This is a genomic window from Staphylococcus sp. EG-SA-10 (genome assembly GCF_017151945.1).
Lineage (GTDB): Bacteria > Bacillota > Bacilli > Staphylococcales > Staphylococcaceae > Staphylococcus > Staphylococcus aureus.
This window is the reverse complement of sequence record NZ_JACVZJ010000014.1, coordinates 28,362-48,420: the sequence shown is the minus strand read 5'-3', so window position 1 is coordinate 48,420 and position 20,059 is coordinate 28,362. Positions and strand designations below refer to the sequence as shown.

At 32.9% G+C, this 20,059-nt stretch carries 23 protein-coding genes; 16 read left to right on the top strand and 7 right to left on the bottom strand.

Annotation, left to right across the window (positions count from 1 at the left end; all coding sequences use genetic code 11):
* The 4 genes from IDG45_RS10060 to IDG45_RS10045 all read left to right on the top strand — a co-directional run.
* Window positions 1–458, top strand: a 458-nt coding sequence (locus IDG45_RS10060; RefSeq protein ID WP_031859883.1) for an N-6 DNA methylase, incomplete at its 5' end; no start/stop codon positions are given.
* A complete protein-coding gene (locus tag IDG45_RS14160) occupies window positions 451–1,611 on the top strand; it encodes a restriction endonuclease subunit S (protein WP_000072615.1) in 1,161 nt (386 codons plus the stop codon). The genes IDG45_RS10060 and IDG45_RS14160, both read left to right, overlap by 8 nt.
* A 401-nt stretch (window positions 1,612–2,012) precedes the next feature.
* Window positions 2,013–2,696, top strand: a complete 684-nt coding sequence (locus IDG45_RS10050; protein WP_000769153.1) for a superantigen-like protein SSL11 — start codon at window positions 2,013–2,015, stop codon at window positions 2,694–2,696.
* Window positions 2,697–2,717: 21 nt separating this feature from the next.
* Entirely contained in the window at window positions 2,718–4,220 is a 1,503-nt protein-coding gene (locus IDG45_RS10045; protein ID WP_001208891.1) for an FKLRK protein, read from the top strand.
* Between the two features lie 107 nt (window positions 4,221–4,327).
* Here the strand turns inward: IDG45_RS10045 and spn are convergent, their stop codons facing one another.
* Window positions 4,328–4,636 (bottom strand): myeloperoxidase inhibitor SPIN, encoded by a 309-nt coding sequence (spn, locus tag IDG45_RS10040; RefSeq protein WP_000669522.1) that lies wholly within the window; start codon window positions 4,634–4,636, stop codon window positions 4,328–4,330.
* A 366-nt stretch (window positions 4,637–5,002) separates the two neighbouring features.
* Here spn and IDG45_RS10035 point away from each other — a divergent pair, with 366 nt between their 5' ends.
* The 6 genes from IDG45_RS10035 to IDG45_RS10010 all read left to right on the top strand — a co-directional run bounded on the left by IDG45_RS10035 (window position 5,003) and on the right by IDG45_RS10010 (window position 9,547).
* The gene (locus IDG45_RS10035) at window positions 5,003–5,800 is read left to right on the top strand and encodes a tandem-type lipoprotein (protein WP_025174481.1); all 798 of its coding nucleotides are present in this window, start codon (window positions 5,003–5,005) and stop codon (window positions 5,798–5,800) included.
* Window positions 5,801–5,802: 2 nt separating this feature from the next.
* Window positions 5,803–6,585 (top strand): tandem-type lipoprotein, encoded by a 783-nt coding sequence (locus IDG45_RS10030; protein ID WP_031927442.1) that lies wholly within the window; start codon window positions 5,803–5,805, stop codon window positions 6,583–6,585.
* 181 nt (window positions 6,586–6,766) lie between these two features.
* Entirely contained in the window at window positions 6,767–7,579 is an 813-nt protein-coding gene (locus IDG45_RS10025; protein ID WP_000455731.1) for a tandem-type lipoprotein, read from the top strand.
* Window positions 7,566–8,894 carry a hypothetical protein gene (locus IDG45_RS10020; protein WP_072357651.1) on the top strand — a complete coding sequence of 443 codons (1,329 nt, stop codon included), beginning with the start codon at window positions 7,566–7,568 and terminating at the stop codon, window positions 8,892–8,894. The genes IDG45_RS10025 and IDG45_RS10020 overlap by 14 nt, the downstream gene beginning before the upstream one ends.
* Complete coding sequence (locus IDG45_RS10015; protein WP_000971498.1) at window positions 8,891–9,214, top strand: hypothetical protein; 324 nt, start codon at window positions 8,891–8,893, stop codon at window positions 9,212–9,214. The genes IDG45_RS10020 and IDG45_RS10015 overlap by 4 nt, the downstream gene beginning before the upstream one ends.
* A gap of 18 nt (window positions 9,215–9,232) precedes the next feature.
* Window positions 9,233–9,547 (top strand): hypothetical protein, encoded by a 315-nt coding sequence (locus IDG45_RS10010; protein ID WP_000172546.1) that lies wholly within the window; start codon window positions 9,233–9,235, stop codon window positions 9,545–9,547.
* A gap of 299 nt (window positions 9,548–9,846) precedes the next feature.
* Here IDG45_RS10010 and IDG45_RS10005 read toward each other — a convergent pair whose 3' ends face one another.
* Complete coding sequence (locus IDG45_RS10005) at window positions 9,847–10,107, bottom strand: hypothetical protein (RefSeq protein WP_072357653.1); 261 nt, start codon at window positions 10,105–10,107, stop codon at window positions 9,847–9,849.
* A 118-nt stretch (window positions 10,108–10,225) separates the two neighbouring features.
* Here IDG45_RS10005 and IDG45_RS10000 point away from each other — a divergent pair, with 118 nt between their 5' ends.
* The gene (locus IDG45_RS10000; protein ID WP_001062992.1) at window positions 10,226–11,428 is read left to right on the top strand and encodes a GTP-binding protein; all 1,203 of its coding nucleotides are present in this window, start codon (window positions 10,226–10,228) and stop codon (window positions 11,426–11,428) included.
* A 657-nt stretch (window positions 11,429–12,085) separates the two neighbouring features.
* Here the strand turns inward: IDG45_RS10000 and IDG45_RS09995 are convergent.
* The 4 genes from IDG45_RS09995 to IDG45_RS09980 all read right to left on the bottom strand — a co-directional run bounded on the left by IDG45_RS09995 (window position 12,086) and on the right by IDG45_RS09980 (window position 12,494).
* Window positions 12,086–12,148: a phenol-soluble modulin PSM-alpha-4 gene (locus IDG45_RS09995; protein ID WP_014532416.1), complete on the bottom strand. Its 63-nt coding sequence runs from the start codon at window positions 12,146–12,148 to the stop codon at window positions 12,086–12,088.
* Window positions 12,149–12,211: 63 nt separating this feature from the next.
* Complete coding sequence (locus tag IDG45_RS09990) at window positions 12,212–12,280, bottom strand: phenol-soluble modulin PSM-alpha-3 (protein ID WP_014373779.1); 69 nt, start codon at window positions 12,278–12,280, stop codon at window positions 12,212–12,214.
* A 51-nt stretch (window positions 12,281–12,331) separates the two neighbouring features.
* Window positions 12,332–12,397, bottom strand: coding sequence for a phenol-soluble modulin PSM-alpha-2 (locus IDG45_RS09985; protein WP_014373780.1), 66 nt, complete (start codon window positions 12,395–12,397; stop codon window positions 12,332–12,334).
* 31 nt (window positions 12,398–12,428) lie between these two features.
* On the bottom strand, window positions 12,429–12,494 hold the full coding sequence (locus IDG45_RS09980; RefSeq protein WP_014373781.1) for a phenol-soluble modulin PSM-alpha-1: 66 nt from the start codon (window positions 12,492–12,494) through the stop codon (window positions 12,429–12,431).
* A 518-nt stretch (window positions 12,495–13,012) separates the two neighbouring features.
* Here IDG45_RS09980 and IDG45_RS09975 point away from each other — a divergent pair.
* The 3 genes from IDG45_RS09975 (at window position 13,013) to IDG45_RS09965 (ending at window position 17,739) form a co-directional block, all read left to right on the top strand.
* Window positions 13,013–14,497 carry an NADH dehydrogenase subunit 5 gene (locus tag IDG45_RS09975; RefSeq protein ID WP_111063897.1) on the top strand — a complete coding sequence of 495 codons (1,485 nt, stop codon included), beginning with the start codon at window positions 13,013–13,015 and terminating at the stop codon, window positions 14,495–14,497.
* Between the two features lie 12 nt (window positions 14,498–14,509).
* Entirely contained in the window at window positions 14,510–17,215 is a 2,706-nt protein-coding gene (locus IDG45_RS09970; RefSeq protein WP_000211556.1) for a DUF2309 domain-containing protein, read from the top strand.
* 161 nt (window positions 17,216–17,376) lie between these two features.
* The gene (locus tag IDG45_RS09965) at window positions 17,377–17,739 is read left to right on the top strand and encodes a Na-translocating system protein MpsC family protein (protein ID WP_000831495.1); all 363 of its coding nucleotides are present in this window, start codon (window positions 17,377–17,379) and stop codon (window positions 17,737–17,739) included.
* A gap of 227 nt (window positions 17,740–17,966) precedes the next feature.
* Here IDG45_RS09965 and IDG45_RS09960 read toward each other — a convergent pair whose 3' ends face one another.
* On the bottom strand, window positions 17,967–18,383 hold the full coding sequence (locus tag IDG45_RS09960) for a hypothetical protein (RefSeq protein ID WP_001793744.1): 417 nt from the start codon (window positions 18,381–18,383) through the stop codon (window positions 17,967–17,969).
* A gap of 37 nt (window positions 18,384–18,420) precedes the next feature.
* Here IDG45_RS09960 and IDG45_RS09955 point away from each other — a divergent pair, with 37 nt between their 5' ends.
* A complete protein-coding gene (locus IDG45_RS09955; protein WP_000565824.1) occupies window positions 18,421–19,095 on the top strand; it encodes a phosphatase PAP2 family protein in 675 nt (224 codons plus the stop codon).
* 36 nt (window positions 19,096–19,131) lie between these two features.
* On the top strand, window positions 19,132–19,866 hold the full coding sequence (gene fphI / locus IDG45_RS09950; RefSeq protein ID WP_001220809.1) for a fluorophosphonate-binding serine hydrolase FphI: 735 nt from the start codon (window positions 19,132–19,134) through the stop codon (window positions 19,864–19,866).
* Window positions 19,867–20,059: the final 193 nt, after the last annotated feature.

Below are 20,059 nucleotides of genomic sequence, written 5' to 3'. Positions count from 1 at the left end.
TCATTCGTCGTTATTTAATCGAAGAAAAGAACTACCTAGAAGCCGTGATTGGCTTACCAGCCAATATTTTCTATGGGACAAGTATTCCAACATGTATTTTAGTGTTTAAAAAATGTCGCCAACAAGATGACAATGTATTATTTATCGATGCATCCAATGATTTTGAAAAAGGAAAAAATCAAAACCATTTAAGCGACGCCCAAGTCGAACGCATTATAGACACATATAAGCGTAAGGAAACAATTGATAAATATAGCTACAGCGCGACATTACAAGAAATCGCCGATAACGATTACAACTTAAACATACCGAGATATGTTGATACATTCGAAGAAGAAGCGCCGATTGATTTAGATCAAGTCCAACAAGATTTGAAAAATATCGATAAAGAAATCGCAGAAATTGAACAAGAAATCAATGCATACCTGAAAGAACTTGGGGTGTTGAAAGATGAGTAATACACAAACGAAAAATGTGCCAGAGTTGAGATTCCCAGGGTTTGAAGGCGAATGGGAAGAGAAGAAGTTAGAAGATATTATAAAAGTTAATTCTGGAAAAGATTATAAACATTTGGATAAAGGCGATATACCAGTCTATGGTACTGGCGGTTATATGACAAGTGTTTCAGAACCACTAAGTGAAATTGATGCTGTTGGTATTGGGAGAAAAGGGACTATAAACAAACCATATTTGCTTGAGGCGCCGTTTTGGACGGTGGATACATTATTTTATTGTACACCTAAAAAAGAAACAGACATACTATTTATATTAAGTTTATTTAGAAAAATAAATTGGAAAGTATACGATGAATCAACAGGTGTGCCAAGCTTAAGTAAACAAACCATTAATAAAATAAATAGATTTGTCCCTACAAATAAAGAGCAGCAAAAAATAGGCAAGTTCTTCAGCAAACTTGACCGACAAATTGAATTAGAAGAACAAAAACTTGAGTTATTTCAGCAACAGAAAAAAGGCTATATGCAGAAAATCTTTTCGCAAGAATTGCGATTCAAAGATGAGAGTGGTAATGATTATCCAGATTGGGAAGAGAAGGAATTAGGGGAAGTAGCTGATAGAGTAATAAGGAAAAATAAAAACTTTGAATCGAAAAAGCCTTTAACAATATCCGGACAGTTAGGTTTAATTGATCAAACAGAATATTTTAGTAAATCAGTTTCGTCGAAAAATCTAGAAAATTATACACTAATAAAGAATGGAGAATTCGCGTATAATAAAAGTTATTCTAATGGATACCCATTAGGGGCTATTAAAAGATTAACTAGATATGATAGTGGTGTATTGTCCTCTTTGTATATTTGCTTTTCTATTAAAAGTGAAATGTCTAAAGACTTCATGGAAGCATATTTTGATTCGACACACTGGTATAGAGAAGTTTCAGGAATTGCAGTTGAGGGTGCAAGAAATCACGGATTATTAAATATTTCTGTGAATGATTTTTTTACTATTCTAATTAAATATCCAAGTTTAGAAGAGCAGAGAAAAATAGGTGACTTCTTCATCAAACTTGACCGACAAATTGAACTAGAAGAACAAAAACTAGAATTACTTCAACAACGAAAAAAAGCCTTACTTAAATCGATGTTAATTTAAATCTGTAAGAGTTTATTTTATAGGAAATGGTAATGTTTTATTGCTTGATTAATAAGTGGTTTTTAATTTTTAAAGCTACAAAATTAAAGTATATTAAAAACGAACATTAAATTTAGGCACTGTGATAGCACAGTGTCTTTTTTGTGTCGAAATTGTGTACAGAATAAGTAGTTAAATAAAGATAAAGTTGAGATAAAGTGTTATTCGTAAATAAAAGAGAGTAGATCGATAGGAATTGAATGATATTAGTTAACTATTTATTAAATTACTTAATAATTATTAATTTTTAGTTAAAGTAAGTTTAATGTGAAGCACGACCATTGCTCATTATAATGAATGAGGATTGTTCGTATTGCGTAATAGAATAAATCAAATAGACTAAAAATTGGGAGCATAGAATTATGAAATTAAAAAATATTGCTAAAGCAAGTTTAGCACTAGGGATTTTAACAACAGGGATGATTACAACTACTGCTCAGCCAGTAAAAGCAAGTACATTAGAGGCTAGATCACAAGCGACTCAAGATTTAAAAGATTATTATAAAGGACAAAGTTTTGATTTGAAAAATATAGGAGGATATAAGGAAGGGAACAAGGTTACTTTCATATATCACAATCAACAAATTGATGTGACACTAACAGGTAAAGAAAAGCTAGAATTTAATGACGATGAAGAAATATCTAATATTGATGTATTTGTGGTCAGAGAAAATTCCGACAGATCAGGTATCACAAATTCTAATGGAGGAATAACGTATTCTAATAAGCAAGATAACATAGATAATGTCAAAAGTGTGAACATGCAAATAACTAAAAAAACTAGTAGTAATACTGAAACTGTAACTTCATCTTATTACAGTATAGATAAAGAGAATATCTCATTAAAAGAACTTGATTTTAAATTAAGAAAGCACTTAATCGACAATAACGGTCTGTATAATACAGAACCTAAAGACAGTAAAATTAAAGTTACTATGAAAGATGGTGGATTCTACACGTTTGAATTAAATAAAAAGTTACAAACTCACCGTATGGGTGATGTGATTGATGGTAGAAATATAGAGAAAATTGAAGTGAATTTATAATATTATTCGAGGGAGTATATCATGAGAGAAAATTTTAAATTACGTAAAATGAAAGTCGGTTTAGTATCAGTTGCAATTACTATGTTATATATCATGACAAATGGTGAAGCAGAAGCATCTGAAGGTAGCCAAACTGTTAAGAACCCAAAGGTAAATGCAACTGAAGAAATCAAAGCTAAATCACAACCAGTTCAAAGCAATCAAGAAGTAAGTTCGGATCAAACAAAAAAGAATTTTGTTAAATTAGACCCTATTAAACCTGGAGCTCAAAAGGTAACTGGTACTACTTTACCGAACCAATTAATTTTATTAAGCATTGATAAAAAAGATGTGGACTCTGTTGAAACTGGTGATCTTAACCTAGTAACTGCTAATGAAGATGGTAAGTTTGAGTATGACTTAAATGGACGCAAAATTGTACATAATCAAGAGATAGAAGTAACGTCATCTTCAATGGATGGTTTGTACGACGAAGAGGATGAAGAAGTGGAAGAATCCTCAACTGAAAAAGCAAGTGTTGAGGAAGAAAGTACAGATGCTAAGGCTACATATACAACACCACGCTATGAAAAAGCTTATGAAATACCAGAAAAACAATTAGAAGAAAAAAATGGACATCACCAAGTTTTCATTGAACCTATTACTGAAGGATCAGGCATTATTAAAGGTCATACTTCTGTAAAAGGTAAAGTCGCCCTTTCTATTAATAATAAATTTATTAATTTTGAAGAGAGCGTTAAGGGCGGTGTTAGTAAAGAAGATACTAAAGCTAGTTCAGATGGTATCTGGATGCCTATTGATGAAAAAGGCTACTTTAACTTTGACTTCAAAACGAAACGTTTCGATAATCTAGAGTTAAAAGAAGGTAATGATATCTCATTAACATTTGCACCGGAAGATGATGAAGATGCATTAAAACCTTTAATTTTCAAAACTAAAGTAACAAGTTTGGAAGATATTGAGAAAGCAGAAACTAAATATGACCATACTAAAGTCAACAAAGTAAAAGTTTTAGATAATGTTAAAGAAGATTTACAAGTAGATGAAATTTATGGAAGCTTATATCATACAGACAAAGGTAAAGGTATTCTTGATAAAGAAGGTACTAAAGTAATTAAAGGGAAGACTAAATTCGCAAACGCAGTAGTGAAAGTATATTCAGAACTGGGTGAAGCACAATTGTTCCCTGATTTACAAGTTAATGAAAAAGGTGAATTTAGCTTTGACTCACATGGTGCTGGGTTCAGATTACAAAATGGAGAAAAGCTAAACTTCGCAGTAGTTGATCCAATTACAGGTAAGTTGTTGAGTAATGAGTTTGTTTCTAAAGAGATTGATATTGAAGAAACACCTGAACAAAAAGCAGATCGTGAGTTTGATGAAAGAATGGAAAATACACCCGCTTACTACAAGTTATATGGTGATAAAATAGTTGGTTTCGATACTAATGATTTCCCGATTACTTGGTTTTATCCTTTAGGTGAAAAGAAAGTTGAACGTACAACGCCTAAATTAGAAAAATAATTAATAAAATAAAACAGCTTAATGATGTAATGAAACTAGTGAGTTAATCACTGACTTCAACGTCATTGAGCTGTTTTTTTGTGCTTTGTTACAAAGCGTTATTGAATTTATTTTACGTGTTCATATTTTGAAACATCAAAGCCGTCTTGCTTAGCTTTGTTGATAATGTCATTGATTGAATGTAGTCCTTTATCGACGAAGTATGATCTTAAGTTGTCTTTTGTAGCTTGGTCAGCATTCTTATCTAATAACACATCGATATAGCTTAATTCATGTTCTAAGAAGTTTGCATCATCATGTAGTACGAGTCCATTTTGAGAATAAACTTTCGCATCTGCTTGATTACCATATCCAACAACGCCAGTTGCTAAAACACCTACCATTGCCGTAGCTACTAAAACCTTTTTAAATTTCATATCTATCACTCCTCTAAAAATTGTAACTCCATCATAACACTGAATATTAAGAAAATTACGTTTATTAAGCCGATTTAATAATTTTTAATAAATAGTTAAAATGGCAAATATTGATAAAAAACAATTAATCTTTAGTGCAATGCTTGTATTTCTTCGAATTGATAAGTAGGTATCGAAGATATTTAAATTCAAATGAAACAATAATAAAAAATTGCTACAACATAATAAAAACTACAAATTTAATTAAGAAATTAAATTGATTGTATATGTATATTTTGGTAACGTAAAAGAGAAATATACAAAATAATTAATTATTTATATGAAAAGAGAATATAAATGAAGTATAAAACAGAGAGACGTGAAACAATGGGATATTTAAAAAGGTTTGCATTGTACATAAGCGTTATGATTTTAATATTTGCGATAGCAGGTTGTGGCAAAGGTAATGAAACAAAAGAAGATTCAAAAGAAATACAAATTAAAAAGAGCTTTGCGAAAACATTAGATATGTACCCAATTAAGAATCTCGAGGATTTATACGACAAAGAAGGATATAGAGATGGTGAATTTAAAAAGGGTGATAAAGGGATGTGGACGATATATACAGATTTCGCCAAAAGTAATAAACAAGGTGGATTGAGTAATGAAGGTATGGTCTTATACTTAGATAGAAATACACGGACTGCAAAGGGACATTATTTTGTTAAGACATTCTATAATAAGGGCAAATTCCCAGATAGAAAAAATTATAAAGTTGTAATGAAAAATAATAAAATTATCTTATTAGATAAAGTAGAAGATATAAATCTAAAAAAGAGAATAGAAAACTTTAAATTTTTTGGTCAATATGCAAATCTTAAAGAATTGAAAACCTACAGCAATGGTGATGTCTCAATTAATGAGAATGTTCCAAGTTATGACGCAAAATTTAAAATGAGCAATAAAGATGAAAATGTTAAGCAATTAAGAAGTCGTTACAATATTCCTACTGATAAAGCACCGGTATTAAAAATGCATATTGATGGTAATTTGAAAGGAAGTTCTGTGGGTTATAAAAAGTTGGAAATTGACTTTTCAAAAGGTGAAAAAAGCGATTTGTCAGTAATAGATTCTTTAAATTTCCAGCCGGCGAAGGTGGATGAAGATGATGAGGATGGTGTGTAACAATGAAATCTATAAAAAGGATTGGATTGTGCATAAGTCTGTTGATTTTAATCATTTTTGTAACATCTTGTGGTGGTAATAAGATCACTGGAGACTCAAAAGAACAACAAATCAAAAAGAGCTTTGCGAAAACGTTAGATATGTATCCTACTGAAAATCTAGAAAACTTTTATGATAAAGAAGGATATCGAGATGGAGAATTTAAAAAAGATGATAAAGGTACTTGGCTAATTAGATCTGAAATGAAAATCCAATTAAAAGGAGAAAATCTGGAATCTAGGGGAGTAGTTTTAGAAATTAACAGAAATACTAGAACGGCTAAAGGGAATTATATTGTTAGAGAAGTTGTTGAAGATAGCGATGGAATGACACACAATCATACAAAAAGGTTTCTTGTGAAAATGGAAAATAGTAAAATTATTCCATTAAAACCAATCGATGATGAAAAAGTTGAAAAAGAAATTGAAAAATTTAAATTCTTTGTACAATACGGGAATTTCAAAGAATTGGAAAACTATAAAGAGGACGAAGTGTCATATAACCCAGAAGTACCAATTTACTCTGCACAATATCAATTGAAAAACAGTGATTACAATGTTGAACAATTAAGGAAGCGATATAATATCCCGACGAAAAAAGCGCCTAAATTATTATTGAAAGGGTCAGGTAATCTAAAAGGCTCATCAGTTGGATATAAAAATATTGAATTTACCTTTGTTGAAAATAAGGAAGAAAATATTTACTTCACAGATAGTGTCTACTTTAATCCGAGCGAGGATAAATAAATATAATTACTAATATAAAAAATAACGTTAGAACATTTAATAATAAAGTTAAATGAATTACATGTATTAAATTGAATAAGTTAGTTTTGTTTGATAACATAAAAGTGTAATAATCACTATTTTATTAAGTTGTATGAAATATTCAAATGTTTATAAAATTAAAGCAGAGAGATGTGAAATGATGGAGTATATAAAAAAAATTGCTTTGTACATGAGTGTATTACTTTTAATCATTTTTATTGGGGGATGTGAAAATATGAAAGATGAACAGAAAAAAGAGGAACAAACGAATAAAACAGATTCAAAAGAAGAACAAATCAAAAAGAGTTTTGCGAAAACGTTAGATATGTATCCAATTAAGAATCTCGAGGAACTATATGACAAAGAAGGCTATCGAGATGGCGAATTTGAAAAAGGTGACAAAGGGATGTGGACGATATATACAGATTTCGCCAAAAGTAATAAACCGGGTGAATTGAATGATGAAGGTATGGTTTTAAATCTGGATAGGAATACTAGAACCGCTAAAGGCCATTATTTTGTTACTACATTTTACCGGAATGGTAAACTACCAGATGAAAAGAATTATAAAATTGAAATGAAAAATAATAAGATTATTTTATTAGATGAAGTAAAAGACGATAAGCTCAAGCAGAAAATAGAAAACTTTAAATTTTTCGGTCAATATGCAAATCTTAAAGAATTGAAAAAATATAATAATGGTGATGTTTCAATTAATGAAAATGTTCCTAGTTATGATGTTGAATACAAAATGAGCAATAAAGATGAAATAGTTAAGGAATTAAGAAGTCGTTATAATATTTCGACTGAAAAATCACCTATATTAAAAATGCATATTGATGGGAACCTGAAAGGTAGTTCTGTAGGTTATAGAAAGTTAGAAATTGACTTTTCAAAACGTGAAAACAGCAAATTATCAGTCATTGAATTTTTAAGTTATAAACCAGCAAAGGTGAATAATGATGAAAGATAAATATAAAATAAAAACAGGGAATATAAATGTTGTAACTGAAGAAACTACAGCTGTTTCAAAAATTAGTTATGAACTTGAGAATGCACATCTACATAATCTTGATAATGATAGCATTGGAAGGCAAATAAAAGGTTTAAAGTCAGATGGTAAATTCCCTTCTAATCTTGAATATGTTGATAGTTACACTGATTCTCTTAATGGAGTAACAACTTCTGCTTTTTTAAATAAAGATACAGGCAAAGTAACTCTTGGGATGACTGGGACTAATATACAAGGCGAAGCCTTTAAAAAGTTAAAAGAAGGTGAATTTTCAAGACAAAATGTTACCAATGCTTTGGAAACAGTTAAAGATGGATATGCAGATATTAAAATATTATATTCTCCTGCATCTGATCAAAACTATAGATATGCGAATACACAAGAATTTATAAATAAAATAAAAAGTAAGTATGACATTGATTTTATTACTGGACATTCACTAGGTGGAAGAGATGCGGTAGTTCTAGGAATGAGTAATGGTATTCCGAACATTGTGGTTTATAATCCAGCTCCTATTTCTATAACTAGTTTGAATCCTAATTCCCCAGATGGAAAACGTTTATTAGAATTATATAAGAATTATAAAGGTAATATTACTAGGTTTGTTGCAGAAAATGATGAATTGACAGAAAATCTGAAGAAATATAAGCATTATGTTTTTTTCGGTAATGATATCGTCTTTAAAAATGGTAAAGGTCATGAAATGGAAGGGTTTTTAACCAAAGAAGAACAAAAAGCTATAAAAAAAGAACTTAAAAAACTACAAGGTTATGCAGAAGAAAATAATAAGTCATTTGTAAAGCATTCAAATAATGCTATCTCTAAATTAGCTAGTATAGAATTACTTAGAGCAAATATGATGACTACAAATGGAGGAGGATTATCTTCTTCGCAGCAGAAAGTTTTAGAAAGTTTAACAGCTTTAACAATTGCGCAGTCATTCAGTCAACTGATAGACGATGAAATTAATCAAATCAAAAAAATGTATAATGAAAAGAAAAAGAAATTTGAAAAAAATTGGGAAGACGCTCAAAAAGCTGGAAAAGCTGTAGGTGAAAATTTGAGTGTAAATGAAGTTCTCAATGCTTTAGATGAAGGTCAAGTGAATGAAAGTAGTATGGTAAGAGAACCTGAACAAATGATATCTGCAAAAGAAAGACAACTTTCAACGATAGGGTCTTCTGTATCAAATTATATTATGAGAGTTAGACTCAGTATTAATGAAATCGTTGATAAAGATCAAGTGCTTGCATCACAAATAGGTGGATTACTATGATGTTTAATCAAATTAATAATAAAAATGAATTAGAAGAATCATATGAATCCGAGAAAAAACGTATAGAGAATGAACTGCAAAATTTAAATGAACTTAGGCATAGAACTCGAAAAGAAAATGAACGTAGTTATGATGTTTTTCAATATTTGAAGCACGAAATGAATTATAGTGAAGATGCCCAAAGGAAAATGACGAGAAATATAGAAGCGTATGAGCAAGAAATCAATGAGATAATTAGAAAGCAAGAATGGAAATTAGAAGAATATAAAGAAGACTTAAAAAAGTCTTATGAAAAGCAGTTAGATAAACTAAGTGACTGATAATTTGGAGGAGATTAAATGACTCTAATAGAACCAGATATGACCTTAAGAATGCCAGATATAAGTACTACAGTAGAAACACTTAATCTCATATCTAAAATGAATGCTCAAAAAGAAAATATTCGCACAGTTATTGCACCTGAACATAAGCATAAATACAAAGATATTGAAAACGGATTAAAAGGTGAAGAAAAAGTATTAATTGAACAAATGGCGCAACATTGCGAGGCTTTTAAAGCTAATTTTAAAGGCGCGGCTCAAGGAGATTGGGTTAAAAGTGCCATGTCTGAGATAGACAGCATTAAGGATGACCTGAAAAAAATTAATAGCTAAACTACATATCGTACTACTAAATAAAGCGACCAATGTTCAGTATATTCACAACTGACACTAGGCCGCTTCTTTTTAATTTATTCCACTATAAAGTAACGCTATCTTAATGGAAATATCACACTCACAATTGTGAAAACACAACTTAAATTACTGTCCCGCATTAAACATAACCACATTCGTAACAGCAACAACAAAATCCTCAAGTACCAAAATCCTCAAGTACCGAAAGCTATGACCTCTTTATCAAAATCAACGCAAGTTAACCTCTCCCGAACTACCCGCCATAAATCATCTTCACCTTACAAACCATAAAGCGCTGCAGTTAAGTATTGAATGGCATAGCCTATAGAAATGAAAATAGCAATCGTTATAATAGCACTACCAATGGTATATAACGTATGTTTCGTAGATAATCCTTCAGTCTTTGAACCAAAAACACTGAGTAGAATAAATGCAATACCAATGATATATAAAATTAAAATGACAAATAGCATGTTTATACACCTCGATTCTCTTTCGTGAGATATATCTTTGTCTCCATTATAAAGTAAAGCGCTCAATAATTTAATTAAGTATACTATTTTTTTATTATCAAAGATTGCGAAAGAGGAAACGCTCCTATATAATGTAAAACGGAATTATTCCTATTTACAAATAAATTGAAGTGAGGGTATATATATGGCTAAAATTCCAGTTACGGTATTAAGTGGTTATTTAGGCTCGGGGAAGACAACGTTGTTAAATCATATTTTACAAAATCGTGAAGGTCGACGTATCGCAGTAATTGTAAATGATATGAGTGAAGTTAATATCGATAAAGATCTTGTCGCAGATGGTGGGGGACTATCGCGCACAGACGAAAAATTAGTCGAACTTTCTAATGGTTGTATCTGTTGTACACTTAGAGATGATTTATTAAAAGAAGTTGAGCGTTTAGTGAAAAAAGGTGGCATCGATCAAATTGTTATTGAGTCAACAGGGATTTCCGAACCAGTACCTGTTGCACAAACTTTCTCATATATTGATGATGAACTTGGCATTGATCTTACAGCGATTTGCCGTTTAGATACAATGGTTACAGTTGTTGATGCTAACCGCTTCGTACATGACATCAACTCAGAAGATTTATTGATGGATCGTGATCAAAGCGTTGATGAAACAGATGAACGTTCGATTGCTGATTTATTAATTGACCAAGTTGAATTTTGTGATGTATTGATTATTAATAAAATTGATTTAATTAGTGAAGAAGAACTAGCGAAGTTAGAAAAAGTGTTAAGTGCATTGCAACCGACTGCTAAAATTATTAAGACAACAAATTCTGAAGTAGATTTAAAAGAAGTCTTGAATACGCAGCGTTTTGATTTTGAAAAAGCGAGCGAGTCAGCAGGATGGATCAAAGAACTTGAGTCTGGTGGGCATGCATCGCATACACCTGAAACAGAAGAATATGGTATATCATCGTTTGTATATAAACGTCGACTTCCTTTCCATGCTAAAAGGTTCAATGATTGGTTAGAAAGCATGCCAAATAATGTCGTTCGATCAAAAGGTATCGTATGGCTAGCACAATACAATCACGTAGCATGTTTATTATCTCAAGCAGGGTCATCTTGCAATATTCATCCAGTTACATATTGGGTGGCTAGTATGTCTGAAGCGCAACAAACACAAATATTAGCAGAACGTCAAGATGTCGCAGCTGAATGGGATCCAGAATATGGCGATCGTCATACACAATTTGTCATTATTGGTACAGAATTAGATGAAGAAAAATTAACAAAAGAACTCGACGCATGCTTAGTCAATGCGCAAGAAATTGATGCAGATTGGCAACAATTTGAAGATCCATATCAATGGCAAATTAGACCAGCACGATAAGTTGAATGAAGTATAATCATTTTTGAATTGTGGCTTAATTGTTTGCAATTTATGACAATTAATAAAAAGTTAAGATGTTCTTAGGATCTTTTTGTTTTCAATCTATCTAAAGTGTGATAGTTTTGATAAAGCAGAAATTTGCATTTTATCCATAGGGCTAGGACATGTATGTGTCTTAGTCCTTTTTATATTTGCGTTGATGAAAAATGACAAAACCATCATACCAACCGTCAATTGAAAGTACAATCATTGTTTAACGGTCATAAAAATGAGTGAGTAAATGCAGCTATCAATGTACTATTACTGCTTACAGTCACACGAGCGTTTCAGACTAAACGTGCAACGAAATTCTGTACGCGGCCAATATATCTTGCGCTAGATCAAGAAGATCATTAAGATTTCGCACGCCAAATCATGAATGTCTCAGACCTCGAGTATCAAACATAAAACACGTCACAAAAATATACCGCGTCAGACTACAAAGATTACGAATATTCCGTACGTCCCACTAAGAACATCCTATACAAAAAACACTAAGACCATTTATTTGCAACAAACTACCCAGACTCACCTCACATCAATAAATAAACACAAAGCAAAGCCACCATCCCTATTGGTATAGTGGCCTGAGAATTTTAAGTATTCAATTCGCTTAAATTATTTTGCGAAAATGTCGATAATTGCTTTGATGATTTTAATGATAGTACCTACAATAGCCATCGTTTTGTCCTCCTGTATGTTGATTTAACATAGTGATGAGTTGTTGATCGTTAATGTTTGAGATTAGTTGTTACCTAAAAATTTACCAAGTAAATCTTTAAAGAATTTGAATAATTTTGCTACGAATTCCATGTGAATGGCCCCCTTCAAATAAGATGTTCATATCTATAATATTTTTATAACTTACTTACCAGTGAATTTCTCAATTAATCCTTTAATGAATTTAATGATTCCTGCAATGATACCCATGTGAAAGACCTCCTTTGTTTGTTATGAAAACTTATTTACCAGTGAATTGTTCGATTAAGCTTTTGATAACTTTAATGATGCCAGCGATGATACCCATTAAGATTACCTCCTTTGCTTATGAGTTAACTTCATTGTACATAGTTATCTTGTGCGTAATTGATTTTTTTCCTAACTTGAATTGTTATGATCATAACTGCGAATTTTTTATTTTAAAAGGACGGGAAATGCTGCCTAACTGTACAGGTGCATTTACAAAATCTTTACAATCATTGGCTTAGTGGGGTTAAGGTCATGAATTTGACATGAAGCAGAAATTTAATTATATTTTATGTTATAAGTTTAAAACGAATAACACGTTAGGTCTCGTCTAGGCAAAGCATATTTATGAAGATGAATTGAACAGACAGAAGTAACATTTTATATACATATGTGCATGGGAGCACGCTTAAAGAGAACAGTGTAACAAGGTATATCAACATACCATGGTGCAGTGTCTAGTTAAACTGAAACCTGCAATAGTAAATTTTCTGCCATTATGTACAGAATCTACTATTGTAGGTTTTTATTTTTATACATAAGCATTATGCGAGAGATTAGAAATAAGGAGGTTATGCAGTGTTAAGTTTTCAATTGCTATTTTCACTGTTTGTTATTGCGCTTATCATTGCATTGATAAGTGGCTTGTTGTTTTTAGCACCAGTTATGCCAATGAGATATATTAAATTACATTTATACATACTAGTCATGCCAGTATTATTTGCAGTAATTGGCTTTTTCGGTATTCACGGTCAACATGTCTTAGGCCCATTTAAAATAGATCGTTTATCTTGGTTATTAGCTGGCTTTGTAATGGCGCTTGGCTTTATTATTCAAAAGTTTTCAATGCGATATTTACTAGGTGATCATCATTATAGACATTACTTTCCATTGTTCACTGCGATTACGTCGTTTGCATCTTTAGCATGGATGTCTGAAGACTTAAGACTGATGGCACTCTGCTGGGGTATGACATTATTATGTTTAACATTGCTGATGAACGTTAATCGTTTTTGGAAAGTGCCACGTGAGTCTGCGAAATTATCAAGCATGACATTTTTATGTGGTTGGCTTGCATTCGTTGGAGCAATTGTATCTATTTATATTGCAACTGGCGAGTGGCGGGTACCACAACATATAGCGCATCCGACAAGGTCATTGTTGACGAATGTACTACTTGTATTAGCAGTCATGATACCGGCAGCACAATTTCCATTTCATCGATGGTTGATTGAATCTGTAACTGCACCAACGCCAGTATCGGCAATTATGCATGCAGGAATTGTGAATGCAGGTGGTGTTATTCTAACTCGTTTTGCGCCGATATTTGATAATGGATTTGCGTTATCATTATTACTTATCCTTTCTAGTATTTCAGTATTGTTAGGATCAGGCATAAGTTTGGTTCAAGTTGACTATAAACGCCAATTAGTGGGCTCTACGATGAGTCAAATGGGCTTTATGTTAGTTCAATGCGCATTGGGTGTATATTCAGCAGCGATTATACATTTAATATTGCACGGTATTTTTAAAGCAACATTATTTTTACAATCAGGTTCTATCGTGAAGCGATCCAATATTCCAAAACAAGCATCTGCTAAAGACGCTTATGGCTGGATTGTCATGGGACGTGTATTAGCTATTATCGTGGCATTTCTGTTTTGGATGAGTAGTGACAGAAGTGCATATGAAGTGTTAAGTGCACTCATTCTAGCATGGTCATTACTTGTATCTTGGAATCAAATGGTAGCCTTTAGTAAAGGGCGTATGGCACGTCTGGTTGGCATGATTTTGATTTCAATTGTGACATTTATCTACATCATCACACATAATTATTTTTACGATGTATTACAAAATATAACAACACATGCGACAACGCCGCCTACAATTAGTGTCATCATTAGTGTTGTCATATTAATATTTGGTAGTTTATTAAGTATCTGGGTAGCGCGTCATCGATACTCTAAGACTTTTGCGGTATTGTACGTGTGGTTAGTTAATCTAGGTGAAGCACGCTCGAAAGCGATAGAAAGTCATCCGAATTATTTGAAGAAGTATTTATAGGAGGTGAGAGGTATGACAACACAGTTAAATATCAATTCAGTCATTGAAAATGCGAAACGTGTTATTACACCATTATCACCGATTTCGATTTTTGCAGCACGAAATCCATGGGAAGGATTAGAAGCGGATACGTTTGAAGATGTCGCAAAATGGTTACGTGACGTTCGCGATGTGGATATTTTTCCGAATAAAGCATTAATAGAAAGTGCTGTGGCACGTGGTGAATTAGACGAAAGTGTCTTTAATCAACTTGTTACTGATATGCTACTTGAACATCACTATAATATCCCGCAACACTACATCAATCTTTATATTGATAACATTAAAACATTAAAAGACGTACCTGCATCATACATGAATCATTCAAATGTTGATGTTGTTGCTGATCTACTATTAGAAAAATCAAAACGTGATATGGCTGAATCATATCACCACTATGATGTACGTCCGATGAGTGATGCATTAGTAGATGAACAAGGTGAGCCACTTAGTGAACAAGTGAATCGTCAAATGATTAAATGGACGAAACTTTATATCGATCAATTTCTATCGAGTTGGACAATGCCGAAGCGTGAGCAAAGTTTTTACCATGCATGGTTGCATTTAGCGCAACATGATCATAGTTTTACTAAAGCACAGCGCCAAGTGATTAAAGGCTTACCCAATGATCCTAAAATGACGATAGAGTCAGTATTAAATCATTTTTCAATAGCGCAGGAAGACTACCAAGCTTACTTTGAAGGACATCTTTTGGCGTTACCGGGTTGGGCAGGTATGTTGTATTACCGTTCACAACAGCATCACTTTGAACAACATTTGTTAACGGATTATTTGGCCATTCGGTTAGTTGTCGAACAATTGCTAGTTGGTGATGAGTTTAAGTCAGTCACTAAAGATTGTGAAAGTAGATCGGAAAATTGGTTTAAGCAAACTGTTGCATCATGGTGTTACTACAGTGATATGCCTAGCGATGTATTACTACAACATGACGTCAATGAAATTCAAACGTTTATTCATTTTGCAGCAACTATGAATAAAAATGTATTTAAAAATTTATGGTTGATTGCCTGGGAAATGACATACGAATCTCAGTTAAAACAAAAAATTAAAGCAGGTCATGAGAGTGTGGCGGGCGTATTAGATATAAACCAAGTAAATGTTACTGAAAATGACAACGCTAATCAGTCACATTCAGTATCGTTAAATGATACACAAGCAGTTGATGAAAATAATAGCGAGCTAAATCAGGTGGGCACATCAACGAAAGCGCAAATTGCATTTTGTATAGATGTTCGTTCAGAACCATTTCGTAGACATATCGAAGCAGCAGGTCCATTTGAAACGATTGGTATTGCAGGTTTCTTTGGATTACCTATTCAAAAAGAAGCCGTCGACGAACAATTCAAACATGATTCATTACCTGTCATGGTACCGCCAGCATATCGCATTAAAGAGTTTGCAGACCGTTACGATATGAATGTTTATCGACAACAGCAACAGACAATGTCATCGATGTTTTACACATTTAAATTGATGAAAAATAATGTCATGCCTAGTCTGTTATTGCCTGAATTAAGTGGACCATTTTTAAGCTTGAGTACCATTGTCAATACGATTATGCCTAGAAAAAGTCGCGCGTCTTTACAGAAAATAAAACAAAAATGGTTGAAGAAGCCTGAAACAAAGTTAACGATTGATCGTGAGTTTGACAGAACATCAGACTTACCTGTTGGATTTACTGAGCAAGAGCAAATTGATTTCGCGTTACAAGCGTTGAAATTGATGGATTTAACCGAAGCATTTGCGCCGTTCGTTGTGTTAGCAGGTCATGCTAGTCATTCTCACAATAATCCACATCATGCATCACTTGAATGTGGGGCTTGTGGTGGTGCATCAAGCGGTTTTAATGCTAAGTTATTAGCGATGATATGTAATCGTCCAAATGTCAGACAAGGATTAAAACAAGCAGGCGTGTATATTCCAGAGACAACTGTTTTTGCGGCAGCAGAACATCATACGTCTACTGATACGTTGGCATGGGTATATGTGCCAGATACATTATCTTCTATTGCTTTAGATGCATATGAATCATTGAATGACGCCATGCCGATGATTTCTGAACACGCGAATTGCGAACGTTTGGACAAACTGCCAACGATTGGTCGTGTGAATCATCCAGTGGAAGAAGCGCAGCGGTTTGCAAGTGATTGGAGTGAAGTACGTCCAGAATGGGGCTTGGCTAAAAATGCATCATTTATAATTGGACGACGCCAATTAACAAAAGGGATTGATTTAGAAGGGCGGACATTTTTACACAATTATGATTGGCGTAAAGATAAAGATGGCACATTGTTAAATACCATCATTTCTGGTCCGGCACTTGTGGCACAATGGATTAATTTACAATATTATGCGTCGACAGTTGCCCCGCATTTTTACGGAAGTGGGAATAAAGCGACACAAACCGTCACGTCAGGTGTTGGTGTCATGCAAGGTAATGCGAGTGATCTGATGTATGGCTTATCATGGCAATCTGTTATGGCTGCTGATCGAACGATGTATCATTCGCCAATTCGTTTGCTTGTCGTTGTTCAGGCACCCGACTATGTTGTAGCTAGACTACTCGCGAATAATGAGCATTTCGCTAGGAAAGTGTCTAATCATTGGCTGCGTTTAATGAGCGTTAATGAGGAAGGGCGTTTTAAAAGTTGGATTTAACGATGAAATGTTGCGATGCTAAGTAACTAATATATCATCATATCTACAATGTTCTAGCTTCTTAAAATATACTAAAAATGATAAACTTAATGTAATAGTTGATGTCGTGATAACGATACAAAGATGAAGTAATCAATTTTAATATTATTGGAGTTAGTGATATGAAAAGAACGAAAGGTGAAATCGAAGCTGAAATCAGTAAAGCCATTACGCAATGGGAAAAAGATTTCCTTGGCAGAGGTTCCTTGTCGGTTAAATCAGACATTTTAAGAGATATGGTGATTATTAGTTTACAAGGTATTTTAACGCCAGCAGAATATCGTGTGTGTAGTACGAATGAAGGATTATTAAATATTAAACGAACACGTTCTGAATTAGTTGAATCCGGTGAGCAAGATTTGAATGATATCATTTTTAAAATTACAGGTATCAAAGTGATGAGCTTCCATAGTGATTTAAGTACAGTTACAGGTGAACGTATTATCGTATTCAAACTTGAGGATAATTTGGAAAAGCATATTTAAGAAGGTTAGGTATGCTTCTGCTGGCTTATTAAAGCTATAGAAGTATGCTTGGTTAAACAGCGCAACGCCATATATTTGGGTGTGCTGTTTTTCTATTATATGATGTGTTTATCACCTGGAAGAATGTGTGGCTCTGAATATAGCCCGTGAAAGGCGTATGTCATAAAATTTGAGAATGGTGACAAGTCAACGCAAGCATATTTGTTGCGAGACTGCCCACTATCCTTTTACATAAAGAGTATATGTGTGACGTATGCATATAATCGATAAAGTATACCTAAAAAATTAGGTATAATGACCATTGTTGCAATAAGTTTTTCGGCCTTGAAACCGATAACGCATAGTATAATAGGAATAAAATATAATACAAATATCCAGTAAATCAAATTTGAAAACGATGGATGTATAGGGGTAAAGAATCTAACTAATGTAATGATTAACGCTATATAGACAAAAATTACTCTATTGATACGCCCTACCCCCTCTGTATAATAAATATAGATCGTACTAAATTGAAAATAGCAAAATATTGTTATTTCAATAATACAATGTTTTATTTGCAATATACATAACAATATGAACTTTATAATTTTGATATTGTCGGTAAAGTGAAATTTGTGGCACATTGATATTATGGATAACATTTGTAAAATGAAAATGATGATACGAGGAGATTGTAAGATGATAGATAAAAAATTAACATCACCGAAAATGACAGTGCCTTTATTTTTAATCGCGCTGATTGTATTTATAGGTATGTTTTACAGTGTAGTGACAAACCAAGAATGGCTTAAAAATATAGATATGGGATCATTAACATGGTTTACAGATTATTTCGGTGAGCCACAACGTCAGTATGTTAACAATTTATTTAATTACTATATGACGTTTAGTGCGGAAATTGGAGATGTCAAAGGTGTCGTGTTGATTTCCATTATCGTCACAATCATACTGTTTATTAAACAGAGGCACTTAGCGGTTTGGTTTGTGACATATTTGGTTTCAGGTGTCATCATGAACAAATTAATTAAAGATACTGTTTTACGTCCAAGACCATATAATCATTTAGCCGTTGATACAGGCTTTTCATTTCCGAGTGGACATTCTAACGCCAGCACATTATTATATTTCGCCTTAATGATCATTATTATTTCAGTTGCTTCTAAGACAATAACAAAAGTGTTGAGTGCGCTAGTTATGGGAATATTATGGCTTAGCATATTATTTTGTCGCCTTTATTTTCATGCGCATTACTTTTCAGATGTCATTGGCGGCACGTCACTAGCAATCATTTGGGTAGCGTTATTCTTAATGGTATACCCATACTTTATTAATCATCGACGACAACGCGTTTAGCAAACATCTTTAGACATAGTGGAGGTATATAGAAAAATGAGAATTAAAACACCGAGTCCATCTTATTTAAAAGGCACAAATGGACATGCGATATTATTATTACATTCATTTACAGGTACAAATCGGGATGTGAAGCATCTTGCAGCTGAGTTAAATGATCAAGGATTTAGTTGTTATGCACCGAATTATCCAGGTCATGGTTTATTGTTGAAAGATTTCATGACATATAATGTAGATGATTGGTGGGAAGAAGTTGAGAAAGCTTACCAATTTTTAGTCAATGAAGGTTATGAATCTATCAGTGCAACGGGTGTGTCTTTAGGTGGATTAATGACATTGAAATTGGCGCAACACTATCCGTTGAAACGTATCGCTGTCATGTCAGCACCAAAGGAAAAGAGTGACGATGGTTTAATAGAACATTTAGTTTATTATAGTCAACGCATGTCGAATATTTTAAATTTAGATCAGCAAGCATCGAGTGCGCAATTAGCAGCAATTGATGATTATGAAGGTGAAATTACGAAGTTTCAGCATTTTATTGATGATATCATGACAAATTTAAATGTTATTAAAATTCCAGCTAATATATTATTTGGTGGTAAAGATGCGCCATCCTATGAAACAAGTGCACACTTTATTTATGAACATTTAGGATCAGTAGACAAAGAATTAAATGGTCTGAAGGATTCTCATCATTTAATGACGCATGGAGAGGGCAGAGATATTTTAGAAGAAAATGTTATTCGCTTTTTCAATGCTTTAACATAATTGAAGATTTTAAAAATTAACACTTGAGTGACGATGTTATTATATTTGTCATTTGAGTGTTTTTTTGGCGTGATAGTATAGGGAACTTAGCTAAAGTTAATTTTTAGTGTGATGTCGTGGAAATATTATGGAGTTATACCAGAAGTTGATTTGTATTGTGATGTCGTGGGAATTTTATGGGCATTGTACCTGA